The sequence below is a fragment of the Streptomyces sp. NPDC006739 genome (genome assembly GCF_042869815.1).
GTDB lineage: Bacteria > Actinomycetota > Actinomycetes > Streptomycetales > Streptomycetaceae > Streptomyces.
In genome coordinates this window covers 53,998-79,599 of record NZ_JBIAGM010000016.1, presented here as the reverse complement: position 1 = coordinate 79,599, position 25,602 = coordinate 53,998, and the positions used below count along the sequence as shown (strand labels likewise).

The window sequence follows — 25,602 nt, the reverse complement described above, 5'->3', positions numbered from 1 at the left end:
ATGGCCGTCCTGCACGCCTGGCGCGCCGCCCGGGTCACCCCGCTCGGGGAGCTGCACGCCCCGCCCCGGATGACGGCCGTGCTGGTGCGGCTGACCGTCCAGGTCGTCCTGGTCGCGTCGCTGTGGAGCGGCCTGTACCAGCACACGTCGGTCACCGCGGGCATGAGCCGCGAGCAGGCCATCACGTACGCGGTGCTGGCCGTGCTGGCGTCCCGGCTGCGGGAGCTGGACCAGTACGCGGGCCGGGACACCGTCATCCAGCACATGCACTTCGGCACCATCGTGTACTGGTACCTGCGCCCCCTGTCGCCCGCCCGCTACCACGCCCTGCGTGCCCTCGGCGAGCAGGTGTACGGGGTCGCGTGGGCGCTGGCGGGATACGCGGTGTGCCTCGCCGCCGGGGTGCTGGAGCCGCCCCGGTCGGCCGCCGTCGCGGGGGTGTTCGTCCTCAGTCTGCTGCTGGGGCAGCTGGTCCTGTACCACGTCATGCTGCTGCTGGACCAGATGTGCTTCTGGACCGTGCGCAACAACGCGGCCATGCTGATCCTGATCTTCGCGCAGAACCTGATGTCCGGGGTGTACGCGCCGCTCTGGTTCTTCCCCGGGTGGTTCCGCACGCTGAGTACCTTCCTGCCCTTCCAGGCGACCCTCAACGTGCCGCTGTCGCTGTACATCGGTCGCATCGGACTGCCGGACGCGGCCGCGCAGTTGGGCCTCCAGGCCGGCTGGGTCGTGCTGCTCCACCTGTTCACCCGATTCCTGTGGCGGCGGGCCGCCCGCCGTGTCATCTCCCAGGGAGGCTGAGGTTCGTGAACGCCGTCCGGATCGCCTGGCGCGTCACGCGCCTGAACTTCCGCTCCCAGCTGGAGTACCGCACCGAGTTCCTGCTGATGGTCGCCATCGGGGCCATCTGGCAGGTGTCGGTGATCGTGTTCGCGACCGTGCTGCTGACCCGGTTCACCGGGATGGGCGGCTGGGACAGCTCGGACGTCCTGCTCATCCCGGCGACGCGGATGCTCGCGCACGGGATGTTCGTGCTGGTCCTCGGCCGCGTGCACGGCATCGGCCGGTTCATCCAGGAGGGACTGGTCGACGTCTACCTGCTGCGGCCCATGCCGGTGCACCGCCAGGTGCAACTGCAGTACTTCCCCACCAACGCGATCGGCGACCTGACCGTGGCCGTGGGCCTGATGGTCGGCGCCCTGTCCCGCAGCCACCTCGACTGGAACGCGGGGCGGATCACCTACCTGGTCGTCTGTCTGATCGGCGGCATGCTGCTGGAGGCCGCCCTGTTCACGGCGGTGGCCTGCGCCGCGCTCCGCTTCCCGGCCGCCGACTACTGGGGCCGCTGGCTGGAGGAACTCCTCGGCACCTTCGGCAGCTACCCGCTGAACGTCCTGCCCAAGGCGGTGGGTGGCTTCCTCACCTTCGGCCTCCCGCTGGCGTTCGTCGCGTACTTCCCGGCGGCGGTCCTCACCGGCCACGGCCACGCGACCGGTGTGCCGTACTGGCTGGCCGCCGCCTCCCCGTTGCTCGGGGTCCTCGCGTACCTCGGGGCCCGGCTGCTGTGGCGGTGGAGCCTCGCGCACTACACCGGAGTGAACGGGTGACGGTGAGCCGTCCGCGGGTCAGGAACGCCCCGCCCGCCGGATCGGCGTGGCCAGGCCGGCGGCGGCGATCAGGACGCACGCGGCGCCCGCGGCCAGGGCGACCGGAGCGGTGCCCCGGCGTTCGGCGGTCCAGGTGAGCAGGGCCGCGCCGACGGGCGCCGCGGAGTACTGGAGGGTCCAGAAGGCGGAGGTGACCCGGCCGAGGAGGGGTTCGGGGGTGACCTCCTGGCGCAGCGACATCGAGCAGGTGCCGGCCACGCCCACGCAGGCCAGGAAGGTGGCGCTGAGCAGGGCGAGGCAGGGCACCCGGCTCACCCACCCCAGTCCCGCGAAGGCCAGTCCGCACACCGCGATCGAGCCGATCCAGGTGGGTCCGAAGCCCAGCCGGCTCCGGACCCGGGCGACGAGAAGGGCGCCGGCGATGGTGCCGAGGGCGCCGGCCGCCATGACGGTGCCGACGGTGCCGTCGTCGTGGCCGAGGTCGTGCTTGAGGTGGTAGATGACCAGGTCGGTCAGGCCGAGGGTGAGGAAGCTGAAGAGGAAGAGGAGCAGGGTCAGCGAGCGCAGGACCGGGTGCCCGCGCAGGAAGGACACGCCGGTGCGCAGGTCCTGCCACAGACCGGTGCCCCGGCCGGCCGCCTGCCGCCGGTCGTCCCCGCCGCGCTCCGCGAGCCGTACGAACCACAGACAGGCGGCGGACACGCCGAAGCTGCCCGCGTCGACCGCGACGGCGGTGGCCGGGCCCGTCCAGGCGGCGACCAGTCCGGCGCACAGCGGGCCGAGGACGCCGGCCGCGGCGGCGGTGGCGTTCAACCGCCCGTTGGCCTCGGTGAGTTGACCGGTCCCGACCAGAGAGCGCACCACCGTGACGTAACCGACGGCGAAGAGCATGCCGACGGCCTCGCAGACGGGCAGGACCGTGTAGAGGAGCCAGATCCGCGGCGAGAAGACCCAGACCAGCGGGATCAGGCCGTACAGCACCATGCGGACGAGGTCGCAGACGATGAGCAGCCGGCGCCGGTCCACCCGGTCGACGAGGACGCCCGCGAAGACGGCGGCCAGCACGGAGGCGGCGCCGCCGACGGCGGTCAGCAGGCCCATACGGGCCAGTGAGCCGGTGGCCTGGAGCACCAGCAGGGGCAGGGCGATCAGGGCGAAGGAGTCACCGAGTACGGAGAGCGTCTGGGCGGCCCAGAAGATCCCGAAGTTCCGCTGCCGCCACAGAGGCCGGGCGGACACATGCTCCGCGAGCGCCCTCGGCTCCTCTTCCTCGCGCCGCACCTCATGAGTCACCCCGGGGTCCCCCTCCCGCCTCGGTCGCGGCAACCCTACGCCGCCCCCCTGCGCACCGGCCCCGTATTTTCCCGCCGGTCCTGTCCTAGATGCCCTAGGATTCAGCCTAGGTACCCAAGGCGTCAAAGGGAGAGGTGCACGGCACATGGTCCGCGCGGGACTCACCGTCGACCGTCTGGTGGCGGCGGCGGCCGAGATGGCCGACGAGGTGGGCTTCGAGAACGTCAGCCTGTCCGCGCTGGCCCGCCGCTTCGGCGTGAAGGACGCCAGCCTGTACTCGCACGTCAGGAACCTCCAGGAACTGCGCACCCGGCTCGCCCTCCGCGCGGGCGGCGAGCTGATCGACCGGATCGCGGCGGCCGTGGCGGGCCGCGCCGGCAAGGACGCGCTGACCGCCTTCGCCGGTGCCTACCGGGAGTACGCCCTCGAGCGGCCCGGCCGGTACGCGGCGACCCAGATCCGTATCGACCAGGACCTGATCGCCGACTCCCCCGCCATGCGCCGCACGGCCGAGATCACGTACGGCATGCTGCGCGCCTACGGCCTCGGCGAACCCGACCTCACGGACGCGGTACGCCTGCTGCGCAGCACCTTCCACGGCTACTGCGTCCTGGAGTCCGCCGGCGGCTTCGGTGCCGACCGCGCCGTACAGGCGTCCTGGGACAAGGCGGTCGACGCCCTGCACATCGCCCTCACCCACTGGCCCCGGGAGGGGACACGCCATGACTGAGCACTACGACGCCGCCGGGGGCGGGCCCGTCCTGCTCGTGCTGCCCGGCGGTGCCGGACACCCCATGGGTCTCGGCCCGTTCACGGAACGTCTCGCCGAGCGCTTCACGGTGGTGACGTACGACCCGCTGGGCCTGGCCCACGGCCGCCTCGGCCGGCCGGTCACGGACCAGCGGCCGGCCGACTGGAGCGAGGGGGCCCACCGGGTGCTGGAGGCGGTGCTGCCGCCGGGCGAGCGCGCGTACGTCTTCGGAACCAGCTCCGGCGGCATCGCCGCCCTCGACCTGCTGGCCCGGCATCCGGAGCGGCTGGCGCACGTGGTCGCGCACGAACCACCGTGCGTGACGGTGCTGCCGGACGGACAGGAGCGGAGGGCCGAGCTGATCGGGCAGCTCCGGGGAGGCGGCCAGCCCGCTCCGGACACCCCGATGGGCGTCTTCCTCGCGCACGTGCTGAGCCCGTTCACCGCCTACCGACCGTCACCGCCGTCACCGGCGGCCTGTCTCACCCTGGCCGCCGGCACCGGGTCGCGCGGGCAGCTGCTGTACCGGACGACCGAGTTCATGGCCGAGCGCGCCGGGTGCGCCTTCGTCGAGTTCCCCGGCGGTCACCTCGGCACCCTCGATCACCCGGTCGAGTTCGCCGACCGGCTCGCCGGAGCGCTGCCGCCGGCCAGCGCCTGCACATCGGCGTAGGTGGGGGTCGCACGGCCGCCGCTCACCTCGCGTCCTGCCGCGATGTCGGCCATCGCGTCCAGGGCGGCGCCGAGCGCCCGGCGGTAGAGCGGGGACCCGAGGCTGATCCGGCTCACGCCGAGGCCGGCGAGCTGGGGGACGGTCGGACCGGAGGGCGAGTAGAGGATGTCGAGGGGGACGTCGAGCCGGCGTACCAGTGCGCCGATCAGGTCGGGGCCGGTCACTCCCGGGGCGAACGTTGCCTGTTGCGGCACTAAGCCCCTGTCCCCGACGCGGTCAGGGTGTCGGTGCGGCCAGTTCGGCCAGATGGTGCAGCGAGTTGATGAGGTGCTCGGGGCCGAACGGCGGGAAGCGGATGCCGCGCTCGCGGATGAACCCCGGCACCGCCGACCAGTCGTAGGTGAGCGTGACCTCGGTCCGGGACGGACCGAGCGGCGCGAGGTCGTAGCGCCACAGCCAGCCGCCGAGCTCCAGCCGGCCGTCGTCCTTCTCCTGCCCGGTGCACCAGCCGATGGCGCGCGGCGGGTCGAGCACCTCGACCCTGTTGACCACCCGGTAGTCACCGACGGGATGGCTGGCGTGGTACATGGCCATCCGGAAGATCTGCCCCACTCCGGTCAGCGGCTCCCGGTCGACCGGTTCCTGGACCCAGCCGGTGCCGTCGATGGCGGCATGGGCCGTCGGGTCCGCCAGCACCGCGAACACCCTCGCGGCGGGCGCGGCGACCGTCAGGGTGGCGCTCACGTTCTCCTCGTTCACGGTCCGCACGCTCCTCGTCGTCTCGTACACCCCTGCAGACGGCGTGGCGGCGCGGAACTCATCGGTCGCACGGCCACGACCGTACGGGCGCCCAGGCCCTGCCGTTTGGATCATCCCGGCGTCGCGGGGTCTGGCACGCACGGGTCGCCCGGAAAGCGCCGTGACCTACAGCCGACCTGATCCGGACGACAGGACCTAGCGCGCCCGCTCCCCCTCGCTGCGCTCCACGCAGAACTCGTTGCCCTCGGGATCCGACAGCACCGCCCAGCCCGTGCCGTCGGGCCTGCGCCGGTCGGAGACCAGGGTGGCGCCGAGCCCCAGGAGGCGGTCGACCTCCTCGTCCCGGGTGCGGTCCTGGGGCTGGAGGTCGAAGTGGACGCGGTTCTTGACGGTCTTCGCGTCCGGCACGGTGACGAAGAGCAGGCCCGCCCCCTCGATCAGCGCCTGCGGGTCGCCGGGGTGGTCGTCCTCGTGCAGGGGCAGGTCCAGGGCCTGGGACCAGAAGGCGGCGAGGGCGTAGGCATCGGCGCAGTCGACCGTCACACGCCGGATCTTGGAAGTCATGTGCCGGATTGTCGTGGACGCAATAGGAAGCGGGCAACGCGATAACGGACCCGCGCACCCGAACCGGTCGTCGGCGCCCTCAGCGGCGCGTGACCGACCAGGACACCGCTTCGGATCGCCCGTCCGAGGCGCTGAAGAGGAACTCCGCGACACCACCCCCGGCCCAGCGCACCATCAGCCCGTGTCCGTCGCGCACCTCCACGGTCACCAGTTCCACGAGGGGCCGGGGATCCGGCTCGGCGGTGAGCCGGGCGAGGGCGACGAACAGGGTCCCGGCGTCACCGGTGACGCCTTCCAGCGAGTCGTTCAGCCCGAAGACCGGCGTGAGTTCGGCTCGTACGCCCTCCCCCGCCACCCACCCGGTCACCCGTACCGGCGTCCCGGCCGCCGCACCCGCCACCAGGTGGGCGCGGACCTCCGCCGCGCCCTCGGCGACCACCAGGCTGGTCACCGTGACGCCGTCCCGGACGGTGTGCCGGGAAGCGGCCCAGCCGTCGCCGACGCCGAGCGGCTCGATCTCCGTCCGGCTCGGATCGCCGCCGACGATCACGCTGTTGTCGTACGACGAAGGAGTCGTCGACGCGGACGTCGAAGGGGCTGCCGGGGAGGGCGTCGTCGCCGTCGAGTACGCGAGGCGCGTGTAGTACGGGTCGTAGCGGACGTCCTCGCTGCCGTGGTTGTGCAGCCGGACCAGGCCGTCCGAACCGGTCGACTGGAGAAGCCAGTTGGGCGGGGTGATCGCCGTGACGGCGTCGTGGCGTTCGGCCGGGGCCGGCTCCTCCGCGGCCGTCCACACCGGGTGGTCCGGCGGGAGGAGCAGGCCGAGGAAGCCCTTGCTCGCCCAGTAGGGGGAGGCCGGGCCGGAATAGCCCTGCAGCACCGCGGGGTCGGGGCCGTGCCAGCCGAGGGTCAGCAGACCGCGGGAGTCCACCGCCCCTCGCTCCAGGAAGTACTTCAACGCCCCGGACGCCAGCCGTCTGGTCTCCCCCGGCGCCAGCGGGGTACGCCCGCACAGGGCGCCCAGCCACAGCGGGGCCGTCGTCGCGAAGCGGTAGGTCAGGGAGCGGCCCTGGTGCATCGGAGCGCCGTCGGCGCCGAACAGGCGGGCGTAGTCGGCCAGATGCCGGGACAGACGGCCGCCGTACAGGTCAAGCAGGTGCTCGTCGTCCGCCAGCCAGGCGTGCAGCACCGGGTACAGGTGCATGGCCCAGCCGTTGTAGTAGTCGAACTTGCGGCCGTCGCCGTCCGTGTACCAGCCCTCGCCGAGATACCAGTCCTCGATCCGTGCGAGGCCCCGTTCGATCGCCTTGCCGGAGGCCTCCGTCTCGTGGCCGATCTCCTGGAGGAAACCGCCCACCGTGACCGGGAACAGCTCCCAGTTGCAGGGCCACGGCTGCGCGGTGAGCGCGTCACCGAGCCAGGACGCCGCGCGCTGTCGTACGCCGTCCGGCAGCCGGTCCCACAGCAGCGGGCGGGTCAGCCGCAGGGCGAGGGCGATCGAGGCCGCCTCCACGAGGGGCTGGGCGCGGTCCTCGATGCGCGGCCAGACTCCCGAGACGCCGGCCGCGAGTCCCTCGGCGTAGCGGCCGAGCGCGCCCTCGTCGCGGCGGAAGGCGGCCAGCAGCAGCGTGCGGGCGTAGCCCTCCAGGCCGTCGGAGAGACGGCCCGTCCAGCTCTGGCGGTCGCCGGGGAGGTGGTAGAGGGCGCGGTCGGCGGTGGCGTACGGCTCGACGGCGGTGAGCAGGGCGTCGGCGGCGGACTCCCAGTGGGCGCGGGTGTAGCCGGTGTGCGGGCTCAGGGCGCGGTCGGCGGCGGGCAGGTGCATCGGCAGAGTCTTTCCTTCCCGGGGTGACCTGGGGCGCCCCGGTTCCGGTCGGGACGCCCCAGGGCTTCATCCCACCCGCACCCTGCCCTCGGGCACCAGGTGCTGGGCGAGAAGTTCGTCACGGACGAGACCCGCGTACACCGTGGCGCCGTGCACGGACGTGTGCGTGTTGTCCTTCTTCTCGTTGTACAGGTAGATCGCCTTGGAGCCTTCCGGACCGAGCGACTCCACCAGCGCCTTGGTCTTCGCCGTGAGGTCGATCAGCGGGACGTCCTCGGCGGCGGCCACCTGGCGGACGACGGCGGGGAGGTCGACGCCGAGGCCGTTGACCAGCAGGGCCGTTCCGTTGTTCAGCGTGCCGTCGGTGTTGAACCAGCGGCGCACGATCGGGGTGACGAGCACCGGCTCGCCGCCCTTGTCCCGGATGCCCGCCACCAGGGTTTCCAGGTTCCCCCGGTACGTCGTCCCATCCGTCGTCTTGTCGTTGTGCGCCAGTTGCACGAGGACCAGGTCGCCGGGGTGGATCAGCGGCTGGACGGTGGCCCACAGCTGGGGGTTCTGGAGGTAGGTGACCGTGCTTTCCCCGGAGTCCGCGTAGTTGGCGACGGACAGTCCCTTGCCCAGGAGCTGGGGAAGCTGCTGGCCCCAGCCGGAGTAGGGGTCGGCGGGCTGGTCGCAGACGGTGGAGTCGCCGATGAGGATGATCTGGCGGGCGTGCCCGGCCGGCCTCACCCTGATGCCGGCGAGGGCGGGGGCGGAGCCGCCGAGGGCCAGGTCCAGGCCGGGTGTTCCGTCGGGGCCGGTCGGCTCGCCCTCGGGGGTGCGGACGTTCACGGTGAAGCTGCGGGTGACGTGCCGGCCGGCCGCCGCGTCCGTCTCCGGCAGCAGGGAGCGCCGGGTCTCGCCGCTGATCGCGGTGGAGGAGGCGGACGGGCCGCCGAGGCGGACGGTCACGTCGTACGTGCCCGGCGGGACGTCGAAGTGGCAGGCGGTGGCGGTGCAGTTCCCGAGCCCGAGCGGCGGCTGCCGGGGGTGGGCCTGGGCGGGCACGGTGGTCAGGGTGGCGCCCAGGGTCAGCGCGGCGAGCAGGGCGACGCGCGAACCCGCAGTGCGCGAACCGTTGAAACGTCTCACTCGGTTCTCCTCCGTCACGGCGACAAGGCCTGGCGGCTGGACCGTACCGCTCTCGGCAAGCGCTTTCTAGTCCCTGAAGCGATTTCACAAAATTGCCAACTCGGGGGATGCGAAAGCCCTTTCGCGAAATCGATTCAACTGTCACTCTCCAACCACCCGCACCCCCTCACCTCCCGAAGGAGGCACCCCCATGTCCGGATCCAACGGCAGATCCGTAGGACGCCGTACCTTCGTACTCGGCACCGCTGCCGCCGCCGGTACGGCGGCCCTGGGCGGCCCGCTCGCCGGCGCCGCGGCCGCGGCGGGCTTCGGCTGGAGCGACGACGGCTCCCACTACGTCGTCGACACCGGCGCCGACCTGGTCTTCAAGGTCAGCAAGACCAACGGTGACCTGACCTCGCTGGTCTACAAGGGAACCGAGTACCAGGGCTACGGCGGCAAGAACTCGCACGTCGAGTCCGGCCTCGGCACCTCCGCGGTGACGATCGGGCAGTCCGGGTCCACCATCCTGATCTCGGTGGCGTACGGCACCCTCAAGCACTACTACGCGGCCCGCGTCGGCGAGAACAACGTCTACCTGTGGACGAACAAGGCCGACGCCTCGGTCACCGCGAGCCGGTACATCGTGCGCGTCAACGCGGGCAGGTTCCTCAACGACGAGCCCGACTCGTACACGTACACCACCAGCACCGTCGAGTCCGCGGACGTGTTCGCGAAACCGGACGGCCAGACCCGCTCCAAGCACTACTCCGGGCTGCGGGTCATGGACTACGACTACATCGGCTGGACCAGCGGCGGCGTGGGCCTGTGGATCGTGCGCAGCAACCACGAGAAGGCCTCCGGCGGCCCGTTCTACCGCTCGCTGCTGCGCCACCAGAGCGCGGACGGCGGCGGGCTGTACGAGATCCTGCACTACGGCGAGAACCAGACCGAGGCGGAGCGGTTCGGCCTCCAGGGGCCGTACGTCATCGCCTTCACCGACGGCGGGGCGCCCTCCTCGTCGCTGTTCGCGGGCACGCTGACGACCCCGTGGGCGGACGCGCTGGGCATCTCGGGGTACGTCGCCGCGGGCGGCCGGGGCAAGGTGGCGGGCGTCGGCATCTCCGGGCGCGACACGGCGTTCCCGTACACCGTGGGGCTGGCCAACCCGGCGGCGCAGTACTGGGGTCCGGCGCGCTCCTCGGACGGTCACTTCTCCATCGGCGGGGTGCTGCCGGGGACGTACACGCTGACCGTTTACAAGGGTGAGCTGTCCGTGCACACCACCTCGGTGACCGTGTCCGCCGGCGCCACGACCACCCTGAACACCATCGCCGTCCCCTCCTCCGACGACCCGTCCAACGCCCCCGCGATCTGGCGGATCGGCGACTGGAGCGGCTCGCCGAGCGGGTTCAAGAACGCGGAGCTGATGACGTACGCGCATCCTTCCGACGTGCGGGCGGCGAGCTGGACCGGGAACGTGGTGATCGGCGGCGGGAACGAGACCTCGGCGTTCCCGGCGTACCTGTGGAAGGACGTCAACAGCGGCCTGCTGGTCTACTTCAAGCTGACCGCAGCGCAGGCCGCCGCCGCGCACACCCTCAGGATCGGGGTGACGACGGCCTACGCCAACGGCCGTCCGCGGGTCGTCGTCAACGACACCTGGACGTCCGCCGTCCCCTCCCCGCCCGCCCAGCCGAGCACCCGGTCGCTGACCGTGGGCTCCTACCGGGGCAACAACCACACGTTCACCTACAGCGTTCCGGCCAGTGCCTGGCTGACGGACACCAGCCGGTACAACGTGCTGAGGATCGACGTGGTGAGCGGTTCGGGGACGACGGGTTTCCTGAGCGCGGGCACCGCCGTCGACGCGATCGACCTGCTGGCCTGAGGCCGGCTCCCGCGCGTCCACCGCCGTCCACCTCCGGCCGGTGCCGCCGTCACGCCGTGTCCGCCACCGGGATGCCGAAGTCGGGGGTGCCGTCGGCCTTCCAGCCGAGCCTCTGGACGCGGGTGTGGCGGTTGGGGTCGTTCAGCGGGTCGCCGGTGATCTCCTTGTACTGGCGGGCGTGGTAGACGAGGACGTCGGTGCGGCCGTCCTCGGCGACGGTGAAGCAGTTGTGCCCGGGGCCGTACTGCCTGGTGGTGTCGTTGCTGGTGAAGACGGGGGTCGGGGACTTGGACCAGTTCGCGGGGTTCATCAGGTCGGCGTCCGCGTCGACGGTCAGCAGGCCCATGCAGTAGTGGTGATCGGTGGCGCTGGCCGAGTAGGACAGGAAGAGGCGGCCGTTGCGGGCGATCACCGCGGGGCCCTCGTTGACCTTGTAGCCGACGCACTCCCAGTCGAACTCCGGGGTGGACAGCCGGATCTGCGGGCCGGTCAGGGTCCACGGGTCGGCCATCCTCGACAGCCACAGCGCGGTGTTGTTGTCCATCCCGGGCTCGTGCTGGGCCCAGGCCAGATAGCGGCTGCCCCGGTGGGAGAAGGTGGTGGCGTCCAGCGAGAAGGTCTCCCAGGCCGTCTTGATCTGCCCCTTCTCCACCCAGGCACCCTTGAACGGGTCGGGGTGGGCGTTCTCCAGGACCCAGATGCGGATGTCCCAGATGCTCTCGGCGGGCGCGGAGGCGAAGTAGACGTACCACTTGCGGTCGATGCGGTGGATCTCCGGCGCCCAGATGTGCGCGCCCATCGCCCCGTCGGCGTGCTTGGTCCAGATGACCGACTCGGCGGCGGTGGACAGGCCGTTCAGGGTGCGGGCGCGGCGCAGGACGATGCGGTCGTACTCGGGGACGGTGGCGGTGAAGTAGTAGTGGCCGTCGCCGTGCCGGTGGATGTACGGGTCGGCGCGCTGCCGGACCAGCGGGTTCACGTAGGGGGTGGCCTTCCGGGAGGGCGCGGCGGCGGCCCCGGTGGGGGTGAGGGCCAGGGCGCCGACGGCGAGGGCGGCTCCCTTCAGCACCAGGCGCCGGTCGGGGACGTGGGGCAGGTCGTGCTCGCGGCTCATACGGCTGCCTCTCCGTGTCGTTCGAGGTGACGAACGACACCTGTCATTACGAACGCCGAAAAGGTAAGGGCCCGGTAACCGGAGGGTCAACGGGTTCGACGAGGAAGGAGAGAGCGCTTTCTTCCGGTGGTGACGGCCGTCTTCACGCCACGCGCCCAGTTTCTGTTATCGGCGGGCCGTCCCGAACGTCTCCGGTCACGTGCGCAGCCATACCCACAAGACGACAGCGGCAGCCGGAGCACTCGCGGCGGTGGCCGCCCTCCTCGCCGTCGCTCCCCCTTCGTCCGCCGCGGCCGGCCTCCGGGACGTCACCGCCGACGTGCTCGCCGACCGGGACGTGACCCTCACCGGGGACACGGTGGTCACGGTGCCGGCGGGGACGACGACGTACGACGGGGTGTTCCGCGGCGAGGGCACGCTCACCGTGAGCGGCGGCGGGACGCTGGTCCTCACCAGGGACAGCGACTTCACGCTCCCCACGGCCCGGCAGCGGCAGGTGGTGCGGACGCAGGGCGGCAACCACCCGTACACGACGGTCACCAACCCCGACCCGCCCGCGATCACGGTGGAGCGCGGGGCGACCCTGCAGTACGGCACCGGCGGCGGCACCGGTCTGCTCGGCCACTTCCCGTACGACACCCCGGGCTACCGGCTGAACCAGCTCAACGTCCGGGTGGACGGCATCCTGCGCCTGTCCCTCACCCGCACCTTCAACATCGGCACGATCAGCGGCACGGGCCTGGTCACCCAGCCCCGCAACATGTGGGGCACCCTGGACCTGGCCGGCACCCACCCCTTCTCGGGGGTCATCGACAACGGCACCGGGACGGCGGCCGGCCGCCCCGAGTACCCGGTCGCCCTGCCGAACGCCCGGGCCGTCCTCAACCAGGGCTCCTGGATCATCGACACCCCGCTGAACCAGACGATCACCCTGCGCCAGGACTTCTACCAGCGCGCCTACGGCAGCGACGTCAACGTCCACACCCGCCCCGGCAGCCACGTCGTCCTCACCGGCCAGTACAGCTACAGCGACCAGGGCGGCGACACCGACCCCTCGCTCAGCGACCCCGGCCTCAACTGGCGCGCGATACCCCATCAGTTGAACAAGCGCGGCACCAACATCGAGGGCGCGGACGTGCGGTGGGGCGACGGCACGACCCATCAGATCTTCATGCCGGGCACGAAGGACACCGTCTACATCAACCTGCACGAGGCGAGCGGCCGTCGCTCCACCCTGACCTTCGACTACGACGGCCCCGTCACGCTCGGCGCGCCGATCGGCGGCGGCCGGTACCACGACACGCTGGCGGCGCCCGGCGCCGGGGACGTCGTGATCGCGGGGACCCGCGGCAACGACGTGACCTTCGCGGCGCCGCAGTACTACGACGGCTCGACCACCGTGCGCAAGGGGGCCGTGCTGCGCCTGGGCTCGGCGCGGGGGGACGGCTCGCTGCTGATGGGCACGGCGGGACGGCGCGTGGTCGACGACGGCACGCTCGTCGCGCAGAACACCTCGACCCCCCTCTCGCTCTCCCGGATCAGCGGCTCCGGATCCCTCGTCCAGGCCGGTGCCGCCACGACCACCCTGACGGGCGGCGCGATCACCTACACCGGGACGACGACCGTGCGCAAGGGCACGCTGGCCCTGCGCGACGGGGCCAGTCTGATGCACGGCAGGGCGATCCTGCTCACCTCGGCGGGATCTGTGCTGGACGCGGGGCCGTCGGGGCTGCGGGTGGCGTCCACGCTCAGCGGTCCGGGCACCGTGCGGGGGGCGGTGAACAACGACGGCGTGGTCGTCGGCGGGGTCACGGTGCAGGGTGCCTACACCCAGAGCAGCAAGGGCGAACTGGTGCTGGGCAAAGGGCCGTTGAAGGTGAGCGGGGCGGTCCGGCTGGCCGGGGCCCTGGACCTCTCGGCGGCCGGCACCCGTCCCGCCCGCGAGATCACCGTGCTGGAGCACACGGGCCGGGGGCGGACCACCGGCGCCTTCGACGGTCTGGCCGAGGGCACCGCGGTCCGGCTGGCCGACGCCACCTATCGCATCAGCTACCGGGGCGGCGACGGCGACGACGTGGTCCTGACCGCGACCGGTGCGGGCCCCGCCACGACGGCCGACGCCCGCAGCGGGTCCGGCTCGGCCGCCACCACCGACGCCCGCACCACGAACACGGCGGGCAACACCCTGGCCTGGTGGCCGTATCTCCTCGCGGTCGGACTGCTCCTCGGTCTGGTGATCCCGGCCATGCAGCGCGGACACCGCGGCCGGACCCGCCGCGACGGCGGCCGGCACGCGGCCCGGGATCAGCACATCTAGAGCGCCGCCTCCACCGCCTCGACGGCCCCCTCGGCCTGCGCGGGCTCCTCGGCCTCCGGGTCCGGCCGGCGTCCGCGCAGCCACACGTACACCGGGATCCCCGCGAACAGGAACAGCACGCCCTGGTAGACGGCCGCGTAACCGGCGCCCGCGATCAGCCAGAAGGAGAAGGCGAAGGACAGGGCCGCCACGACCAGGTCGCGGACCAGGCCGGCCGGGCGGACGCGCTCGCGGGTGCCCCTGGCGAGCCAGTACAGCTGGGCGGCGGCCGACAGCAGGTAGGGCACGCAGCCGGTGAAGGTGGTGATCAGGACCAGGACGCGGAAGGTGGTGTCCGGGCCCGCCGTGTAGTTGAGGGCGATCAGCAGCGTGCCGAGGACGGCCACCGCCCACACCCCGAAGCCGGGCACCCCGCCCTTGCCGACCTTCGCGAACGGCGCCGGGAAGAGTCCGTCGCGGGCGGCGGCGTACGGCATCTGCGCGGCCAGCAGGATCCAGCCGTTGAGGCAGCCCACGATCGACGCGACGGCGACCAGGGAGATCGCGGTGCCGCCCCAGTGCCCGCCGGTGATCGCGTTCACCGCGTCGGCGAAGGGGGCGCCGGACTTGACCAGTTCGTCGTGCGGGACCAGGCCGAAGACGGCGACGGTGCCGAGGATGTAGACGAGGGCGGAGCCGAGCGTGCCGAGGATGCCGGCGCGGCCGACGTTGCGCTCGGGGTCGTCCACCTCGCCCGCGCTGACCGCCGCCGACTCGACGCCGAGGAAGCTGTACAGCAGCAGCGCGGCCGCGGCGGCCAGCGCGCCGGGGGCGCTGTCGCCGGAGGCGTTGAACGGGCCGAAGTTGCGGGCGTGCACGAAGAACAGGCCGATCGTGGCGACCAGCAGCAGCGGCACGAACTTCAGGACCGTCGAGACGATCTGCACCGCGCCCACCCAGCGGGTCCCGGCGAAGTTCGCGGCGGCCGGCAGCCACAGCGCGGCGAGGGCGACCAGGCCCTCCAGGAGGTGGTTGCCGTGCAGGGGTGTCAGGACGTCGACGTATCCGACGACGGCGACCGCGAGGGCGGCGATGCTGACCCAGCACATCGTCCAGTACGACCACGCCGAGAGGAATCCGGCGAACGGGCCGAAGGCGTCGCGCGGGTAGACGTACAGGCCGCCGGTGACCGGGCTGCGGCGGGCCAGCCGGCCGAAGAGCAGGGCGAGCAGGACGGCGGCGACGGACAGCACCACGAAGGCAAGGAGGCTGACCGTGCCGTAGGGGGCCACGGCGGCGGGCAGCGCGAAGATGCCGCCGCCGATGATGTTGCCCATCACCAGGGCGGTGGCGGCGGCCAGGCCGAAGGTGCGGCGGGGAGCGGCGGCGGGAGCGGTGGCCGTGCGCGGCCCGGGCTCGGCGGCCTCGGTGGCGTCGGTGGGATCGGTGGCAGTCATGGTGGCATCCGGGGTCGAACGGGGCGGGGAGGGGCGTGATCGTAACCCGCCATCCCACATGATGGTCCATCTGTTCACGTACTGGACACACTGCGCCTCGTCCGGCGCCTTTCGACTAGCGTCATGACATGACAAGCCACACCTCCCCCAGTCTCGCCGCCGCCCTCGCCGCCGGGACCGTCGTGCTCGACGGCGGCATGTCCAACCAGCTCGAATCGGCCGGCCACGACCTGAGCGACGAGCTGTGGTCGGCGCGACTGCTCGCCGAGCGGCCCGAGGCGGTCACCGAGGCGCACCTCGCCTACTACGAGGCGGGCGCGGACGTGGCGATCACCGCCAGCTACCAGGCCACGTTCGAGGGCTTCGCCAAGCGCGGGATCGACCGCGGGGAGGCGGCCCGGCTGCTCGCGCTGAGCGTGGAGCTGGCCCAGGAGGCCGTGCGCCAGGCCCATGCCCGGGGCGTAGGGCGTCCGCTGTGGGTTGCGGCCTCCGTCGGACCGTACGGGGCGATGCTCGCGGACGGCTCCGAGTACCGGGGCCGGTACGGGCTCAGCGTGGACGAGCTGGAGCGGTTCCACCGGCCGCGGCTGGAGGTGCTGTGCGCCGCCGCGCCCGATGTGCTGGCGCTGGAGACGGTGCCGGACGCCGACGAGGCGGCGGCGCTGCTGCGGGGCGTGCGCGGGTCGGGGGTGCCGGCCTGGCTCTCCTACACCGTCGCCGGCGGCCGCACCCGTGCCGGACAGCCGCTGGAGGAGGCGTTCGCGCTCGCCGCTGAGGTGGACGAGGTCATCGCGGTCGGCGTCAACTGCTGCGCCCCCGACGAGGTGGAGCGGGCGGTGGAGACGGCGGCCCGGGTCACCGGGAAGCCGGTCGTGGTCTATCCCAACAGCGGGGAGGCCTGGGACGCGGACGGTCGCACCTGGACGGGGCGCTCTTCCTTCGCCGCCGAGCAGGTGGCCGGGTGGCGTGCCTCCGGGGCGCGGCTGATCGGCGGGTGCTGCAGGGTGGGTCCCGCGGCCATCGCGGGTATCGCCGGGGCACTGCGCGACTGAGCCTGCGCCTTCTCGCCGTGGGGGTCCCGTTGTCTCCCGACTGCGGCTTGTCCGTGGTTGCTCGCGCCGTTCCCCGCACCCCTTCGGGGCGCTAGCCTCGGCGCATGGGAACCGGTTGCCGATGCGATGACTAGGAAGAGCGCGGACCTCGGGCGGAGCACCATCCGGGACGTGGCGACGCGGGCCGGGGTGTCCGCCTCGACCGTGTCGCGGGTGCTGGGCGGGGAGTACCCGGTGAGCGCGGCGACCCGGACCCGGGTGATGCGGGCCGTGCGCGAGATGGACTACGTCGCCGACGCGCGCGCCAAGGCCGTCGCCGGGGCGGGCACCCCGACGCTCGCCTTCGTGCTGGAGGACATCACCGGACCCTCCTTCGCGCACATGGCGCACGGGGTGGAACGCGAGGCGGCCCGGCTCGGGCATCTGTGCCTGGTGTGCAGCACGGACGGGGACCCGCGCCAGGAGCTGGAGTTCATCGAGGTCATGCGCGCCCAGCGGGCCGCCGCGGTGCTCCTGGTCGGCGGCGGCGCCGACACCCCGGAGTACCGGGCGCGCACCCGCCGTATCGCCGACTCGCTGGCCTCGGCGGGCTCCCGGCTGGTGCTGTGCGGCCGGCCGCCGCTGGGCCCGGACGCCCCGGTGACGGTGATCGAGTACGACAACGAGGGCGGCGCCTACGCCCTGGTGGCGCACGTCCTGGCGCGGGGCCACCGGCGGGTGCTGTTCCTGGGCGGCAGGCCGGACCACACCACGGCCCAGGGCCGTGAGCGCGGGTACACCGCCGCCCATCGCGCCCGGGGCGTTGAGCTGGACCCGGGCCTGGTGCTGCACGGCGACTTCACCCGGGACTCGGGGCACCGGCTGATGCGCCGGGCACTGGAGCGGCGGCTGGAGTTCACGGCCGTGGCGGCCGCGACGGACATGGTGGCGGCCGGCGCGCTGACCGCGCTGCACGAGGCGGGCCTGGACGTGCCGGGTGACGTGTCGCTGGCCGGGTACGACGACATTCCCTTCGCCCGCGACCTGCACCCGGCCCTGACCACGGTGCACGTGCCCTACGAGGAGCTGGGCCGGCTGGCCGTGCGCACCGCGCTGGGCCGCACGGCCGACTCCCCGGACGAGCATCTGCTGCTGGGCACGCACGTGGTGGTGCGGGACTCGGTGGCGGGCGTCGGACCGGGCTCGCTCACCGCCGGCGGGTGAGAACCGAGCGGCGCAGCCGGCGTACCGCCGAGGCGCGTCCGACGGTGGCGGCGACCGGGACGTCGGTGACGGGCACCGGCTCCGGGAGGGGGGCGGCGGTCGCCCAGAGGGTGACTTCCCGGTCCCGTGGGCCGTACGCCGTGCGCGGGGCGCCCTCGCCGAAGATCCGCACCGGATGCGAGGCGTCCCAGGCCCGCCAGCCGGGGTCGCCGCCGGTCACGAAGCGCACCCAGGCGCCGTGCATCGCGTCGGCCAGCTCCTGTGGGGCGCCCTGGCCGGCGAGTTTCGCCGACTCCGGGGTCTCCCCGGTGTCGAAGACGAACCCGAGCTCCAGGGCATGGCAGGCGCCGAGTCCGGGCCGCAGGGAGGGCCAGGCGAACTCGTAGAGGTACGAGGAGCCGGGGCGGGCGTCGGCCAGCCGGTGCAGGGGGACGCGCAGCAGGTGGTCGGTGACCATCTGGCCGACGGTCTCGGCGGTGCCGGCGTCGGGGTGCAGGGCCCGGTAGCCGCGCGGCACCTCGGGGCCGGCGTGGCAGCGGGCCATGGCCCCGGCCAGGGCGACCGGGCCGAGCCGGTCGACGCGCTCCAGCAGCCCGCCGGGCACCAGCCACAGCCGGTACTCGTCCCGGGTCCAGCCCATGAGGAGGTCGACACCCCGGGCGACCTCCTGGTCGACCAGGGCTTCGAGGGGGTCGCGGGGCACGAGGTCGCCGTCGACGACGATGCCGAAGGCGGGGCCGCCCAGCACCGGGCTGCTCAGCCGCCCGACCTCGGCCTGGGCGCGCAGCAGCAGGTCGCGGTCGACGGTGGCGAAGGCCTCGGCGGTGGCGGGGATCCGCAGCCGGGCCGCCATACGGCGCACCATCCGCCGGACCTTGTCGCGTTCGAGGACCTCCGGTGCGCCGCTCTGCAGCACCGCCCGCCGGACCAGGCCCCGCGCCTGCGGGGCGGCGACCAGGGCGCCGGCGCTGATCGCGCCCGCCGACTGGCCGGCCAGGGTCACCCGGCCGGGGTCGCCGCCGAAGGCCTCGATCGAGGCGTGCACCCAGCGCAGGGCGGCCAGCTGGTCGCGCAGTCCGGGGTTGGCGGGCGCGTCCGGGAACAGCCCGTAGCCCTCGGCGCCCAGCCGGTAGTTGACGGAGACGAAGACGACGCCGTCGCGGGCGAAGGCGCGCCCGTCGTACACCGGCACGGCGGAGGATCCCCTGGTCAGGGCGCCGCCGTGCAGCCACACCAGCACCGGGAGGCGGGCGCCGGGGCCCGGCTCGGGGGTCCACACGTTGAGGTTGAGACAGTCGTCCCCGGCGACGACGGGATCGGACAGGTACTGCCCGAACGCCTCCGAGTACGGCGGTTTCGGCGCCGTGGGTCCGAAGGCGCCCGCGTCCCGGACGCCGTCCCAGGGTTCGGGCTCCTCGGGCGGGCGGAACCGGCGGGGTCCGAAGGGCGGGGCGGCGTAGGGGATGCCGCGGAAGACGGCGACCCCGTGCTCGTACCTGCCGCGTACCGCCCCGTACGGCGTCGTGACGACGGGATCCCGCCGGTCCTTCCCCGGGTCGTCCCCCTGTTCGTCCCTCCGGTCAGCCGTCATCCGCCCACCAGCCCTTCGCAGCGCTCGTGCACCAGTACCACCACAGCATCACAGCACCGTCCGGTATTCCGCCGCACGAGAGCCGGTCGAGGGCTGGTGGGGGCGGGTGACGGTTACTTCGCGTACATCAGGGTGCCGAAGCCGAGCTGGTCGTAGCCGCCGCTGTCGGGGCCGTAGTCACCTCCGCCGCCCTCCGGGGCCACCGAGGAGCACATCCGGGAGACGTACTTGTCGTCGAGGCCGAGACGCCGGTTGTAGTGGTAGTGGAGCATCGCCCACACCGGGCGCACCTGGCCCCGCGACGCCGACGAGATCACCGTCTGCGAGGTTCTGGCGCAGCTCTGTCCGGTGCCCCAGGTGTAGGTGGTGTAGGGCACATCGCCGCCGAGGTTGTACTTGGCGACGTACTGGGCGGCTTTCAGGAAGCGGCGGCCGTCGTACGAGTACAGGTCGTCGCCCTGGTTCCAGGCCATCTCGCAGACCGCGCCCATCTGGCCCATGCCCATGACGGTGTGGCCCTGGTCGCGGCCGGACTCCTGCCACTGGCCGAGGGCGTAGCCGGCCGGGTCGGTGTACAGGTAGGGCACCGCGTGCGCGATCGAGCCGTTGCCGGCGCCGGACGTGAAGTACGTGACGGCCTGGTCGTACTTGGCGCCGTCGTCGTTGAGGATCCCGATGGCCATGACCGAGGCCATGTTGCACAGGTCCCAGTTGGCCCAGTAGTTGGTGACGCAGGCGCCGTTGTGCCGGGTCAGGAAATCGTGGTTGAGCGGGTAGAAGACCTTGACCAGCATCTCCTGGGCCGCGGCGAGGTCGAAGCCGGCGTAGCCGCGCATCAGCTCGCAGACGTTGGCGAACTGCCAGCCGTAGAGGCCGGAGGCGAGGAAGCGGTCGGCGTCGCCGGTGACGCTGGTCAGGGTGGTCGACCAGGCGTTGAGGATCCTGGCGGCGCAGGCGGCGTTCGCCTCGGTGCCGCCGACCTGCCAGCGCAGGGCGTTCTGGTAGGCGGCGGCGATGTCGTTGTAGAGGAGGTGGTAGTTCTGTCCGGTGCCTCCCCGGACGACCGTCGCGGTGGCGCGGGGCGTCCAGGTGGCGGTCGAGTGGGAGTCGGCGGTCAGCTTCCGCCAGCCGGACAGCCAGGGGTCGGTGCCCGCCGCGACCCTGACCTTGGCGCGGTTGATGTCGCCGGCGTTGTGCAGCATGCCGGGGTGGGTGAACGTCGCGGGCGCGGCGGTGGCCGTGGTGGGGGCGGCGGCGAAGGCGCCGAGGGCGGCGGCGGTGAGACCGCCGGCGGTCCGGAGCAGACCGCGGCGGCTCAACGGGGGGTGGTGGAGGGCCTGGTGGGGGGAAGTGCGGCTCATCGCGTGCTGTTCCAATCCGTGGGGGGATCAGTCGGGGTGAATGCTCACCCCGTCGAACTCGGTGGTGGCGAGGGCCAGGGGGTCGCGCGAGCAGACCACCAGGCCCACGTGGTAGGGGGCGTCACCGAAGGTGGGGATCTCGCCGGTGGCGAGCGGGGTCCAGGTGGCGCCGTCGTCGGTGGAGACGGCCGCGGCGAAGGCGGTCCCGGTGCGCTTCAGCCGCAGCAGCAGAGGAAGTCGGACAGGGGTGGTGCCGGAGAAGGCGGAGGCTCCGGCGACGGTGGGACGCAGCATGAGCTGTGCGCTGCTCCCGCCGGTGACGATGACCCCGGCCGCCTGGTCGAACGGCGACAGGGACTTGGCCATGAGCAGCCCGACCCGGTCCTCGGTGGCTCCGTGGCGGGAGACCAGCCGGGCGGTGATCTCGCAGTCGCCGGTGACGGACTGTCGTACGAACTGGCCGGTCATCGCCTGGTTGTTGACGCCCAGGTCGACGCCCGCGCCCCGCACGGTGAAGGTGCCGTCGGCGTGGCCGGTGTCCCCGGGCGTGAGGACGGCCACCACGCCGAGTGTGCCGAAGGCGGCCGGGTCGCGGACGACGTCACCGAGGTCGCCGTTGGTCCAGGGGGCGGGCAGTGCCGCGGCAGCGGTGGGGGCCGCCTCCCGCGTCTCCCGTGCCTGCCCGACGGCCGGCATCAGGGCGCTCACCGGGTCGCAATGGGGGCCGCGCCCGGCGCTGTTGGTCTTCGCCACGGTGTAGTGGTACGTCGTCCCGGGCGTGCCGGCACGGTCCCGGTACCGGACGCGGGTGCCGAAGCCGACGGCGCCGGCCCCGGTGGCGAGGGGGGTGTAGGGGCCCTGGGGGCGCGGGGCGCGCAGGACCGTGTAGCGGGCCGAGAGGTCGGGGTCGGTCCAGGTCAGTTCGATGCCGTCGGTGCCGCTGGTGGCCCGCAGATCGGTGGCGGTGCGGGCCGGACGCGGCACGCGCCAGACCACGCCGTCCTCCCGCGAGGTCACGGTGAGGTTGTCGAAGGCGCCGGTGCCGCTCTGGGCGTGGTCCGCGTCGACGCCGAGACAGGAGGTCAGGACGAGACCGGCGTGGGCGAGGCGCGGCAGCTCGCAGATCGTCGAGCCCACCTCGGTCCACCGCTCGCCGTCCGGGGAGACGGCCCCGGTGAAGCGGTCGCCCCGGCGGCTCACCCGCACCCAGTACGGCGCCCGCAGCCGGTAGCCGTCGCCCGCGCCCTCGACGTACGGGGCCTCGAACGGGGTCGCCGACTCGGGGAGCGTGCCGAGGTCGGAGATGGGGAAGGAGGCACCGGTGGTGATCGTCTGCTGCTGGGTGGGCGGCACGGGGGTGCTGCCGGTGGCCGAGACGGCGGCTCCGGCGCGCGGGCGAACCGTCCACACCCCGCTCCAGGTGTGCAGCGGCAGCCCCTGGATCAGCATGGAGGCATGAGCGGCGTCGGGGTCCGTACCGGCCCGCAGGGTGACGCCGATCTTGGAGTACTGCGAGCTGAGGGGCCAGACGACGCGGGCGGTGACCGTGCCGTCGCCGCGCAGCGGGAGGTGGGCCAGCCGGTGGCTGTCCGCGGTGCCGGAGGCCTCCAGCAGGAACCGCTCGCCGTCGAAGTGGGTGGCACCGGGGAGCCGCACGTCCCCGACGTCCTCGGCCGACCAGGGGGCCGGCAGTCCGGCGCAGACGGACACCGGACGCGAACTCCCGCTCTCCCCGATCGAGTTGGTGGCGGTGAGCGTGTAGGAGTACGTCCGTCCGGCGCGCACGTCCCGGTCGGTGTACGCCGGCCGCTCGACCCCGGCGGCCAGTTCCTCGTACGGCCCGTCCGGGCGCCTGGACCGCCGTACGGTGTAGCCGGTCGCCCCGGTGGACGGCAGCCAGGACACGGTGACCGCGTCCGCCTCGCCGGTCGCCGTGACCCCGGCCGGGGCGGCCGGCGCGGCCGGCGCCGGGGCGGTGGCTCCGGCCCAGGCGAGGGTGCCCCAGCCCGGCAGGTCGTCGTTGCCGCCCTCGACGACCCGGGCGCCCGCGGTGCCCCGGAAGACGGCGGACTCGACGTTCGGGGTGCCGAGGCCCCGCACGCCCGCGTAGTGGGCGTAGTACATCTCGTAGATCGGGGGCAGGGTGCCGCGGCCGATGGCGGAGACCGCCGTCTTGAGGTACTTGCCGGTGCGGTCGAGGCCGGGGGTGAAGGGCACGTCGCCGCCGAGGTTGTAGCGGGCGGCGTACTCGGCGTTGGCCAGGACGCGGTTGCCGTCGTGGCCCCACAGGTCGACGCCCTGGTTCCAGGCGACCTGGGCGGCGTCACCGAGCAGACCGACGGCGAGCTGTTCGTGGCCCTGGTCGCGCCCGGACTCCTGGCCCTGGCCGGCGGCGGTGACGATGCGGTGCGGCACGCTGCCGTTGCCCGCGCCGGCGGCGGCGTAGCGCAGGGCGTCCTCGAAGAGGGTGCGCTCCTCGCAGAACACGCCGAAGGCGAGGATGGTCTGGAGGGCGGTCAGGTCCCAGTTGCCGTTGGCGTAGAGCATGTAGCCGGAGACGGCCGGATACCAGACGTCCAGGAAGGACCTCTCGCAGCGCGCGATGTCGGCGTCGGCCCAGCCGTCGTACCCGGTGTGCCGGAGCAGTTCGGCGGCATTGGCGAACTTGAAGGCCTGGAGTCCCGCGCCGAGCGGGCCGTCGGCGCCGGTGACCACGGTCAGCGAGGCCGACCAGGCGTCGAGGATGTCCCGGGCCTTGTCGGCGTGGGCGCTCTCGCCGGTGACGGCCCAGAGCAGGGCGTGCTGGTAGGCGGCGGCCGAGTCGGCGACGGCCTGGTTCATGTAGTTGGCGGGCCCGCGCCCCCAGGAGGTGATCTGCCCGGTGTTCTGGACGACGTAGGAGAGCCGCGAACGGGAGTGGGCGGACAGCGCGAGGTAGCCGTCGTACACCGGCGACCGCCGGGCGGCGACCGCGGAGCGCATCCGGGCGAGGTCGGCGGTGGTGTGCAGGATGCCGGGGTGGGTGAAGAAACCGGCTCCGGTGGCCGCCCGCGCCCGGGGGGCGGGCAGGAGCACGCTGTCGGTGCCCGCGGCGAGCAGCAGGGCGGTGGACGACTTCAGCAGGCCGCGGCGGCTGACCGGGCTCACCGGGCGGCCGCCTGCGCCTCGGCGGTGGTGAGGAAGGTCAGGCCGGTGACGTGCTCGTTGGCGAACCACTGCACCGCGTCGGTGGTCGCGTACCACTTGGGTTTCTTCATCGAGTCGGCGATCACCACGCCGTTGACCACCAGGTTCTCGAAGGTGACGTTCCTGACGGCGTGCTCGGCGTCGTAGCCGAGGAAGAGCGAGGGGTTCGCGTGCGTGCCCGTGTAGCTGAGGTTCTTGACGTAGACGTTCTCGATGCCGCGTCCGACCGACGTGTTGTACTTGGTGTTGAACATGACCCGCATGTGGATCACCTGTCCCCAGCGGAAGTCCTCGATCCGTACGTCCTCGATCCGTACGTTCCTGATGAGGTTGGAGTCGCCGGGATTGAGGGCGATGCAGCCCTGGTAGCCCATCTGGGGCTCGCGGTGGTCGAGGATGTCGACGTTCCGGATCACCAGGTTCTCGATCGTCTCGGGGGCGTCGGTGTCGCCGTGGGTGCCGACGTTGACGGGATGGGCGACGTCGGCCCACAGGGTGCAGTTCTGGACGGTGATGTCGCGGGTGTCGCCGTAGTAGTCCCAGCGGTGGCAGTAGATCGCTATGCAGTCGTCGGAGTTGCGCATGAAGCAGCCGTCGAAGACGACGCCGGTGGACGAGAAGACGTCGAAACCGTCTCCGTTGCCTTTCGAGCTGAACGCACGCGCGTTTCTCACCTGGACGTTCTCGCTCTCCGCGAAGGTGCCCGCGTAGCCGGCCGGGTTGAGGACGATGACGTCCTCCACGCGGATGTTCTTGCTGCCCTCGCAGAGGACGGCGCCGCCGGGGCTGGCGTGGAGGACCCCGCGTCCGGTGAGGGCGGCCTTGTCCACGTCCTTGAAGTAGACCTGTGCGGTCAGCACGGCGCCGCCCGCCAGGTAGACGGTCTTGCCGCTGGGGACGGTGAGCCTGCCGCCGGTGACGGTGTGCACCCCGGGGCCGAAGTAGAGGACGTCCGGGTCGTCGGCGGAGGGCGGGGCGGGATCGACGCGGTTGCTGATCAGGTGCAGGCAGTCGAAGATCTCGTCGTTGATCTGTACGACCACGTCCCGGGGTTCGTCGAGGGTGAACCGCAGGGTGTCGCCGAGGAGTTCGGGCGTGATGCGGAGGGCGTCCGGTCTCACCCGGGCCCTTGTGGTGCCGCCCTTGAGGTAGGTGACCTCGATCTCGACGGAACCGCGGAAGTCGAAGTACACCATCGAGGAGTTGTAGACCTTGCCGGAGCCGGTCGTGGGGTCGATCTCCTCCAGCTGCGGTCGCCAGATGTCGAGGGTCCGCCAGTCGCCGTCGGGGGCGGTGCGGACCCGCACCCTGAAGCTGGTGTTGGTGGGCAGGCCGGCCGGGAGCGGGTAGGTGAGCAGCTTCGGCGCGGAGTTGCCGCCGTCCGCGTGGGCCGCCGTGGCGGTGAGGCCGCCGGACAGACCGGCGGCGAGCACGGTGGCGCCCGCCGCCTGGAGGGCGCCGCGGCGGGACAGGGGCGTGTTCATCGGTGACTCCGTAAGTTGTTAGGCGGCCCGGGAGGGCCGGATGTGGCTGATCGGTGCTTGCCTTCCGTGGCTCCCGAGGAGTGGCCGTCCGGCTCTCCTGGGCGCCCTGGCCACTGATTGAAATGCGCGGATTAGTCGCTGTTTACGGAGCTGATGGCGGGGTGTCCCTCGGGCCGATGGAATGCTGTTCGGAACGAGGAGGGGCGGGTGGACCAGCGGCGCGATCGGCTGTGGGCCGGTCAGGACCTCGAAGACCGAACCGGCCACGGCCGCCGCAGTCCGGGCCCCGCCCAGGGGGCGCCGACGGTCCGGCATCGGCGGTGGGGCGTCCGTCGGCGGTCCGGCATCGGCGGTGGGACGTCCGTCGGCGGGGGGCCAT

At 72.8% G+C, this 25,602-nt stretch carries 20 protein-coding genes; 8 read left to right on the top strand and 12 right to left on the bottom strand.

What is annotated here, in order from left to right:
• The gene (locus tag ACFYMM_RS28960) at positions 1 to 804 is read left to right on the top strand and encodes an ABC transporter permease (RefSeq protein WP_388391579.1); all 804 of its coding nucleotides are present in this window, start codon (positions 1 to 3) and stop codon (positions 802 to 804) included.
• Positions 805 to 809: 5 nt separating this feature from the next.
• On the top strand, positions 810 to 1,610 hold the full coding sequence (locus tag ACFYMM_RS28955) for an ABC transporter permease (RefSeq protein WP_388391577.1): 801 nt from the start codon (positions 810 to 812) through the stop codon (positions 1,608 to 1,610).
• An 18-nt stretch (positions 1,611 to 1,628) separates the two neighbouring features.
• Here the strand turns inward: ACFYMM_RS28955 and ACFYMM_RS28950 are convergent, their stop codons facing one another.
• Positions 1,629 to 2,891 carry an MFS transporter gene (locus ACFYMM_RS28950; RefSeq protein WP_388391781.1) on the bottom strand — a complete coding sequence of 421 codons (1,263 nt, stop codon included), beginning with the start codon at positions 2,889 to 2,891 and terminating at the stop codon, positions 1,629 to 1,631.
• A gap of 157 nt (positions 2,892 to 3,048) precedes the next feature.
• On the opposite strand from ACFYMM_RS28950, the gene ACFYMM_RS28945 reads away from it, so the two are divergent.
• On the top strand, positions 3,049 to 3,633 hold the full coding sequence (locus ACFYMM_RS28945; protein WP_388391575.1) for a TetR/AcrR family transcriptional regulator: 585 nt from the start codon (positions 3,049 to 3,051) through the stop codon (positions 3,631 to 3,633).
• Positions 3,626 to 4,327 carry an alpha/beta fold hydrolase gene (locus ACFYMM_RS28940; RefSeq protein ID WP_388391573.1) on the top strand — a complete coding sequence of 234 codons (702 nt, stop codon included), beginning with the start codon at positions 3,626 to 3,628 and terminating at the stop codon, positions 4,325 to 4,327. Before ACFYMM_RS28945 ends, ACFYMM_RS28940 begins: the two co-directional genes overlap by 8 nt.
• Here ACFYMM_RS28940 and ACFYMM_RS28935 read toward each other — a convergent pair.
• The 5 genes from ACFYMM_RS28935 to ACFYMM_RS28915 all read right to left on the bottom strand — a co-directional run bounded on the left by ACFYMM_RS28935 (position 4,258) and on the right by ACFYMM_RS28915 (position 8,609).
• Positions 4,258 to 4,581 carry an isocitrate lyase/phosphoenolpyruvate mutase family protein gene (locus ACFYMM_RS28935; protein ID WP_388391571.1) on the bottom strand — a complete coding sequence of 108 codons (324 nt, stop codon included), beginning with the start codon at positions 4,579 to 4,581 and terminating at the stop codon, positions 4,258 to 4,260. The genes ACFYMM_RS28940 and ACFYMM_RS28935 overlap by 70 nt on opposite strands.
• 22 nt (positions 4,582 to 4,603) lie before the next feature.
• A complete protein-coding gene (locus tag ACFYMM_RS28930) occupies positions 4,604 to 5,086 on the bottom strand; it encodes an SRPBCC family protein (RefSeq protein WP_388391569.1) in 483 nt (160 codons plus the stop codon).
• Between the two features lie 195 nt (positions 5,087 to 5,281).
• Positions 5,282 to 5,650 carry a VOC family protein gene (locus ACFYMM_RS28925; RefSeq protein ID WP_388391567.1) on the bottom strand — a complete coding sequence of 123 codons (369 nt, stop codon included), beginning with the start codon at positions 5,648 to 5,650 and terminating at the stop codon, positions 5,282 to 5,284.
• Positions 5,651 to 5,729: 79 nt separating this feature from the next.
• A complete protein-coding gene (locus tag ACFYMM_RS28920; RefSeq protein WP_388391565.1) occupies positions 5,730 to 7,475 on the bottom strand; it encodes a DUF2264 domain-containing protein in 1,746 nt (581 codons plus the stop codon).
• Positions 7,476 to 7,541: 66 nt separating this feature from the next.
• A complete protein-coding gene (locus ACFYMM_RS28915) occupies positions 7,542 to 8,609 on the bottom strand; it encodes a rhamnogalacturonan acetylesterase (RefSeq protein ID WP_388391563.1) in 1,068 nt (355 codons plus the stop codon).
• A 190-nt stretch (positions 8,610 to 8,799) separates the two neighbouring features.
• Here ACFYMM_RS28915 and ACFYMM_RS28910 point away from each other — a divergent pair, with 190 nt between their 5' ends.
• Positions 8,800 to 10,479, top strand: a complete 1,680-nt coding sequence (locus ACFYMM_RS28910) for a rhamnogalacturonan lyase B N-terminal domain-containing protein (RefSeq protein ID WP_388391561.1) — start codon at positions 8,800 to 8,802, stop codon at positions 10,477 to 10,479.
• Between the two features lie 49 nt (positions 10,480 to 10,528).
• Here ACFYMM_RS28910 and ACFYMM_RS28905 read toward each other — a convergent pair whose 3' ends face one another.
• Complete coding sequence (locus ACFYMM_RS28905; RefSeq protein WP_388391559.1) at positions 10,529 to 11,593, bottom strand: family 43 glycosylhydrolase; 1,065 nt, start codon at positions 11,591 to 11,593, stop codon at positions 10,529 to 10,531.
• 199 nt (positions 11,594 to 11,792) lie between these two features.
• Between ACFYMM_RS28905 and ACFYMM_RS28900 the strand changes: the two genes are divergently transcribed.
• Positions 11,793 to 13,910, top strand: coding sequence for an autotransporter (locus ACFYMM_RS28900; RefSeq protein WP_388391557.1), 2,118 nt, complete (start codon positions 11,793 to 11,795; stop codon positions 13,908 to 13,910).
• Here the strand turns inward: ACFYMM_RS28900 and ACFYMM_RS28895 are convergent.
• The gene (locus ACFYMM_RS28895; protein WP_388391555.1) at positions 13,907 to 15,346 is read right to left on the bottom strand and encodes an amino acid permease; all 1,440 of its coding nucleotides are present in this window, start codon (positions 15,344 to 15,346) and stop codon (positions 13,907 to 13,909) included. The genes ACFYMM_RS28900 and ACFYMM_RS28895 overlap by 4 nt on opposite strands.
• A gap of 128 nt (positions 15,347 to 15,474) precedes the next feature.
• Between ACFYMM_RS28895 and mmuM the strand changes: the two genes are divergently transcribed.
• Together mmuM and ACFYMM_RS28885 are read left to right on the top strand one after the other, a co-directional pair.
• Positions 15,475 to 16,398, top strand: a complete 924-nt coding sequence (gene mmuM, locus ACFYMM_RS28890) for a homocysteine S-methyltransferase (RefSeq protein ID WP_388391553.1) — start codon at positions 15,475 to 15,477, stop codon at positions 16,396 to 16,398.
• 126 nt (positions 16,399 to 16,524) lie between these two features.
• The gene (locus tag ACFYMM_RS28885) at positions 16,525 to 17,601 is read left to right on the top strand and encodes a LacI family DNA-binding transcriptional regulator (RefSeq protein ID WP_388391551.1); all 1,077 of its coding nucleotides are present in this window, start codon (positions 16,525 to 16,527) and stop codon (positions 17,599 to 17,601) included.
• Here the strand turns inward: ACFYMM_RS28885 and ACFYMM_RS28880 are convergent.
• The 4 genes from ACFYMM_RS28880 to ACFYMM_RS28865 form a co-directional block, all read right to left on the bottom strand.
• Positions 17,585 to 19,192, bottom strand: coding sequence for a carboxylesterase/lipase family protein (locus ACFYMM_RS28880; protein WP_388391549.1), 1,608 nt, complete (start codon positions 19,190 to 19,192; stop codon positions 17,585 to 17,587). The genes ACFYMM_RS28885 and ACFYMM_RS28880 overlap by 17 nt on opposite strands.
• A gap of 113 nt (positions 19,193 to 19,305) precedes the next feature.
• Positions 19,306 to 20,553, bottom strand: coding sequence for an alginate lyase family protein (locus tag ACFYMM_RS28875; protein WP_388391547.1), 1,248 nt, complete (start codon positions 20,551 to 20,553; stop codon positions 19,306 to 19,308).
• A gap of 27 nt (positions 20,554 to 20,580) precedes the next feature.
• Positions 20,581 to 23,700 (bottom strand): alginate lyase family protein, encoded by a 3,120-nt coding sequence (locus tag ACFYMM_RS28870; protein ID WP_388391545.1) that lies wholly within the window; start codon positions 23,698 to 23,700, stop codon positions 20,581 to 20,583.
• Positions 23,697 to 25,223, bottom strand: coding sequence for a glycosyl hydrolase family 28 protein (locus tag ACFYMM_RS28865; protein ID WP_388391543.1), 1,527 nt, complete (start codon positions 25,221 to 25,223; stop codon positions 23,697 to 23,699). Before ACFYMM_RS28865 ends, ACFYMM_RS28870 begins: the two co-directional genes overlap by 4 nt.
• Between the last annotated feature and the right edge of the window lie 379 nt (positions 25,224 to 25,602).

Coding starts and splice junctions, on each gene's coding strand:
- ACFYMM_RS28960 (WP_388391579.1), top strand. CDS start 1: ATGGCCGTCCTGCACGCCTGGCGCGCCGCCCGGGTCACCCCGCTCGGG.
- ACFYMM_RS28945 (WP_388391575.1), top strand. CDS start 3,049: ATGGTCCGCGCGGGACTCACCGTCGACCGTCTGGTGGCGGCGGCGGCC.
- ACFYMM_RS28940 (WP_388391573.1), top strand. CDS start 3,626: ATGACTGAGCACTACGACGCCGCCGGGGGCGGGCCCGTCCTGCTCGTG.
- ACFYMM_RS28925 (WP_388391567.1), bottom strand. CDS start 5,650: ATGACTTCCAAGATCCGGCGTGTGACGGTCGACTGCGCCGATGCCTAC.
- ACFYMM_RS28920 (WP_388391565.1), bottom strand. CDS start 7,475: ATGCACCTGCCCGCCGCCGACCGCGCCCTGAGCCCGCACACCGGCTAC.
- ACFYMM_RS28910 (WP_388391561.1), top strand. CDS start 8,800: ATGTCCGGATCCAACGGCAGATCCGTAGGACGCCGTACCTTCGTACTC.
- ACFYMM_RS28905 (WP_388391559.1), bottom strand. CDS start 11,593: ATGAGCCGCGAGCACGACCTGCCCCACGTCCCCGACCGGCGCCTGGTG.
- ACFYMM_RS28895 (WP_388391555.1), bottom strand. CDS start 15,346: ATGACTGCCACCGATCCCACCGACGCCACCGAGGCCGCCGAGCCCGGG.
- mmuM (WP_388391553.1), top strand. CDS start 15,475: ATGACAAGCCACACCTCCCCCAGTCTCGCCGCCGCCCTCGCCGCCGGG.
- ACFYMM_RS28885 (WP_388391551.1), top strand. CDS start 16,525: ATGACTAGGAAGAGCGCGGACCTCGGGCGGAGCACCATCCGGGACGTG.
- ACFYMM_RS28880 (WP_388391549.1), bottom strand. CDS start 19,192: ATGACGGCTGACCGGAGGGACGAACAGGGGGACGACCCGGGGAAGGAC.
- ACFYMM_RS28875 (WP_388391547.1), bottom strand. CDS start 20,553: ATGAGCCGCACTTCCCCCCACCAGGCCCTCCACCACCCCCCGTTGAGC.
- ACFYMM_RS28865 (WP_388391543.1), bottom strand. CDS start 25,223: ATGAACACGCCCCTGTCCCGCCGCGGCGCCCTCCAGGCGGCGGGCGCC.